Origin of the sequence: Micromonospora sp. NPDC000207 (assembly GCF_040300925.1) — a bacterium.
Lineage (GTDB): Bacteria > Actinomycetota > Actinomycetes > Mycobacteriales > Micromonosporaceae > Micromonospora.
Map to the genome: position 1 here is coordinate 1 of NZ_JBEPEQ010000203.1, position 4,465 is coordinate 4,465.

At 73.2% G+C, this 4,465-nt stretch carries 3 protein-coding genes and 2 pseudogenes; 3 read left to right on the top strand and 2 right to left on the bottom strand.

Translation table 11 applies throughout. The annotated features are described in order from the left end of the window. Positions 1-116 precede the first annotated feature (116 nt). Both ABT336_RS26850 and ABT336_RS26855 read left to right on the top strand, forming a co-directional pair. Positions 117-1,388, top strand: coding sequence for a bifunctional folylpolyglutamate synthase/dihydrofolate synthase (locus tag ABT336_RS26850; protein ID WP_350900309.1), 1,272 nt, complete (start codon positions 117-119; stop codon positions 1,386-1,388). Continuing rightward, positions 1,385-1,876: a DUF4233 domain-containing protein gene (locus ABT336_RS26855; RefSeq protein ID WP_350900305.1), complete on the top strand. Its 492-nt coding sequence runs from the start codon at positions 1,385-1,387 to the stop codon at positions 1,874-1,876. Before ABT336_RS26850 ends, ABT336_RS26855 begins: the two co-directional genes overlap by 4 nt. A 12-nt stretch (positions 1,877-1,888) precedes the next feature. On the opposite strand, the pseudogene ABT336_RS27625 reads toward ABT336_RS26855, so the two are convergent. Together ABT336_RS27625 and ABT336_RS27630 are read right to left on the bottom strand one after the other, a co-directional pair. Beyond that, a pseudogene (locus tag ABT336_RS27625) lies at positions 1,889-2,587 on the bottom strand (VOC family protein); the annotation flags it as partial. Positions 2,588-2,824: 237 nt separating this feature from the next. Continuing rightward, positions 2,825-3,823, bottom strand: a pseudogene (locus tag ABT336_RS27630) (glyoxalase/bleomycin resistance/dioxygenase family protein); the annotation flags it as partial. 142 nt (positions 3,824-3,965) lie between these two features. Between ABT336_RS27630 and ndk the strand changes: the two are divergent. After that, a complete protein-coding gene (gene ndk, locus ABT336_RS26865) occupies positions 3,966-4,391 on the top strand; it encodes a nucleoside-diphosphate kinase (RefSeq protein ID WP_350900307.1) in 426 nt (141 codons plus the stop codon). Positions 4,392-4,465: the final 74 nt, after the last annotated feature.

The following is a 4,465-nucleotide window of genomic DNA, read 5'->3' on the forward strand; positions in this document are numbered from 1 at the left end:
GGCGGGGTGGGCTGGGCCCCCCCCCCGCCCCCCCCCGCCCTCCCCGGGGGCCCCGGGCCGGGAGCGCCGACTTCGCCGCCGTCGAGGCCGAACTGGCCGGGCGGGGATTCACCCGGATGGTCTTCGAGCTGGACCGGATCGAGAGCCTGCTGGACCTGCTCGGCAGCCCCCAGCGGGCGTACCCGTCGATCCACCTGACGGGGACGAACGGCAAGACGTCGACCGCCCGGATGATCGACTCCCTGTTGCGCGCCTTCGGCCTGCACACCGGCCGGTACACCAGCCCCCATCTGGAGACCGTCCGGGAACGGATCAGCCTCGACGGTGAGCCTGTCGACGAGGAGCGGTTCACCGCCACCTACCGAGAGGTCGCCCCGCTGGCCGGGCTGGTGGACGAGCGCTCCGCCGAGCCGCTCACCTACTTCGACATGACCACGGCGCTGGCCTTCGCGACCTTCGCCGACGCCCCGGTCGACATCGCGGTGGTCGAGGTGGGGCTCGGTGGGGCCGAGGACGCCACGAACGTCCTCCAGGCCGGGGTCTGCGTGCTGACCCCGATCGGGCTCGACCACACCGAGTGGTTGGGCGACACGATCCAGGACATCGCGCTGGCCAAGGCGGGGATCATCCATCTCGGGGCGACTGTGGTCTGCGCGGCGCAGGACGACGAGGCCGCCCGACCGATCCTGGAACGCTGCGCCGAGGTGGGCGCGACGATCGCCCGGGAGGGTGCCGAGTTCGGCGTGCTGCGCCGGTCGGTGGCGGTCGGCGGTCAGGTGCTCACCCTCCAGGGCCTCGGCGGGGTGTACGAGGAGATCTTCGTACCGCTGCACGGGGCACACCAGGCCCAGAACGCGGCCGTGGCGCTGGCGGCGGTCGAGGCGTTCCTCGGTGCGGGGACGAAGCGACAACTGGACGTGGAGACCGTTCGGGAGGGCTTCGCCACGGCCAGCTCGCCCGGGCGGTTGGAGAAGGTCCGGACCGCGCCGACGGTCCTGCTCGACGGCGCCCACAATCCGCAGGGGATGGCCGCCACTGTCACCGCCATCCAGGAGGAGTTCGCGTTCAGCAAGCTGGTCGGGGTGCTCGGTGTCCTCGTCGACAAGGATGCCTCCAGCCTGCTGGAGCTTCTGGAGCCGGTGCTCGACCAGGTGGTGGTCACCGGCAACAGCTCGCCTCGGGCGATGCCCGCCGCGCAGCTCGGCACCCTGGCCGTCGAGATCTTCGGCCCGGACCGGGTGGAGATCGCCGAGGAGATGCCGGACGCGATCGAGGCGGCGGTGGCCGCCGCCGAGTCCGACGTGCCGGGTGAACTCAGCGGAGTGGGTGTGTTGATCACCGGGTCGGTGGTGACAGTGGCCGACGCCCGCCGGCTGCTCAAGCGATGACCGCCCCGGATCAGCCGGGCTCTGGGCAGCCGGGGCTGGGGCAGTCCGGTCCAGGGCAGTCCGGCCCGGGGCAGCCGGGGCTGGGGCAGCCGGGGCTGGGGCAGTCCGGCCCGGGGGAGCGTCGGTCGGGGTTGCGCAACCCGGAGGGGGCGGTACGGGGACTCGGGGCTGCCACCCTCGGCCTGGAGGCCTTCGTCCTGCTGTTGGGCATCCAGCCGATCCGGGTGCTCGGCGGGGACCTCAGCGGAGCCACCATCGGTCTGTTCGTCGGGATCGCCGTGGTGGCGGTGGTGCTCGCCGGACTGATGCGCCGGCCGTGGGCCTGGCACGCCGGCACGGTGTTGCAGGGCGTACTGATCCTGGGCGGGTTCCTGCACTGGTCACTGTTCGTGCTCGGGGTCATCTTCGCCCTGGTGTGGGCGTACGCCCTGCACGTTCGGCGGGTGATCCTCGGCCCCGGGGGCGGGTCGGCCGCCCCCGGGGTGTGACCGGTCTGCCGGTCAGGCGCCGGTGAGGGCCCGCCACTGGGTCAGGGCGATGCCGTGCCCGTCGGGGTCACGGAACGCCGCAGCCCACACCTCCAGCTTGGTGCCCCGGTTGACCACCCGAGGGGCGTAGGTGAACCGGAGCCCGGTGTCCCGCAGCCGCTCGTAGGCCGCCTGGATGTCGTTGACCTCGAGGTTGACGTGGACCAGTCGACGGCTGATCGGGGCCGCCTCGCTGACCTCCCGTAGCACCAGCCGGGTGGTCCCGGAGGCCAGCACGGCGTTGCCGGATCCCCGGTCCACCTCGGTGAAGCCCAGGACGTCCCGGTAGAACTCCAGGGACCGGTCCAGGTCGGTGACCAGCACGGTGATCCCGACGCCGGCGATCGGAGCGCCGGTGTCCAGGTCGGGGGAGTCGGCCCCGGGGTCCTCCGGGGCGTACCCGAAGATCGCCGCGTCGAGGTGGTCGGCACCGACGTCGGAGTCGGTGTCCGGGTGTTCCCGGTCGGGGGCGGGGTCGTCCAGCGCCAGGTCGATCGGGTCGAAGTCCGGATCGTCGGTGCTGGTCGTCGGTGCAGGCCGGGCAGCCGTGGACGGCTCGGCGGTACGAGGCGGCGGCGTGGTCCGGGCAGCCGTGGACGGTTCGGTGCTACGGGGCGGCGGCGTGGTCCGGGCAGCGGCGGACGGTTCGTCGGTGCGTTGCCCTGGTGCCGGGGCGGTCGGCGGGACGATGGTGTCGATCGGCACGGTGGGGTCGTCCGAGCCGATGGTGGGGTCGTTGGAGTCGACGGTGGGGTCGTCCGAGGAGGGAGCGGGGGCGGCCGAGGTGGGGGTGTCGGTCCGTTCCCCGGTGCCGGGCCCGGGCTCCGCCGACGGGGCAGGGCCGTCGTTCGACGGCGAGGGCTCCGACCGGGACGCGACCGGGGTCGCCTCGGGTCCCGGTGCGTCGACCGGCGGGGTCGGCTCCTCCGTGCGTGAGTCCGGGGCGGTGCCGACCGGCCGGGTGGGCTCGTCCGGGCGCCGGTCCGGGACGGCGTCGGCAGGCTGCTCCGAGCGGGGGCGGGGGGCGAGGTCCGCCGGGTCGAGGTACGCGTCGTCGAGACCGGCTGCGGCGGTCGTCGTGGTCTGCTCCCCGGCCGGTCGGTCGAGGGTGGCGTCCGGGTCGACCGGGTCCTCCGACGGAGTACGGGGGGTGGGCGTGGCCCGACGGGGCAGGGTCGGGTCACTCGGCTGCTCGACCAGGGTGCCCTCCACCACCTTCGGGCCGCCGGGCCGCTGGTGGACCACCACGGTCCTGCGCCGCTCGGGGTGCTGACCCGGATCGTCCAGGATCGGGTCGACGGTCGGTTGGTCACCGAACCCGTCGTGGTAGGCGTCCCGGAAGTCGGTGCCGAACTCGTCCCGGAAGTCGTCGTCGGTCCGCCCGGCCCACGGGGGCGCCTCCTGCTGGATCAGCATCTCGTCGACCGGCTCGGCGGCGACGACGGCGAACTCCGGTGGCAGGTCGGCGGCGGCGGCCTCGGTGTGGGTCGCCACCTCGTCCCAGAGCACCCGGACGTGCCGGTGGTCGTCGAGGGCCACCCGGATCGGCAGGGCCTGCCCGACAGTGGGCCACTTGGCCACCGGAACCCGCGGTTCGACGATCTTCTTCGACCGGGGCGGCATGCCCGGAGCGTCGATCATCAGTTGCAGCTCGCACCGGCCGAACGCGTACTGGGTGGGTGGTTCGGAGGTGCTGTGCACGTGTCCGATCCCGACCACCCAGGTACGGCCACCTCCACGGACCGTGGCCAACGCGATGGCCAGCGCCAGGATGGCGACACCGAGGGCCACGATGGCCCAGCTCGTCATGCCCAGGCCGAACACGACAACGAAGGCCGCCACGGTACCGAGCACGGCGGCGATCAGCCTGCGCACCGGCGCGATGGGTCGGTTTCCGCCAGTCGCCACAGTGGACCTCCCAGGGGTCGGGACCAGGCTAGGCCGCATCGACGACGGAGCGGAAGAGTAGCCGCCGCTTCGGTGACCGGACCGGGTCGCTACGCTGACCGTACCCAGCCGAGCCGCCTTCCGCGTACAGGAGGAACCCAGCGTGTCCACCAGCAGCTCCGACGAGCGCACGCTCGTCCTGATCAAGCCCGACGCCGTCAGTCGGGGTCTGGTCGGCGAGATCGTCTCCCGCTTCGAGCGCAAGGGGCTGCGGATCGACGCCATGCAGACGCGGACCCTGGACGGGGACTTCGCCGACCAGCACTACGCCGAGCACGTCGACAAGCCGTTCTACCCGCCGCTGAAGACGTTCATGACCTCCGGGCCGCTGGTCGCCCTGGTGCTCTCCGGTGACCAGGTGATCGACGTGGTGCGGACCATGATCGGCGTCACCGACGGGCGCAGGGCCGCCGCCGGCACCATCCGGGGTGACCTGTCCCTGTCCAACCGGGAGAACCTGGTGCACGCCTCGGACTCCCCGGACAGCTCCAAGCGGGAGATCGCGCTCTGGTTCCCCGAGCTGGGCTGACCGCCGGGGTTCCCGGGGGCGACCGACGCCCCCCGACCGACGGCCGGTCCGACCGACGCCCGGCCCCGGGCGGC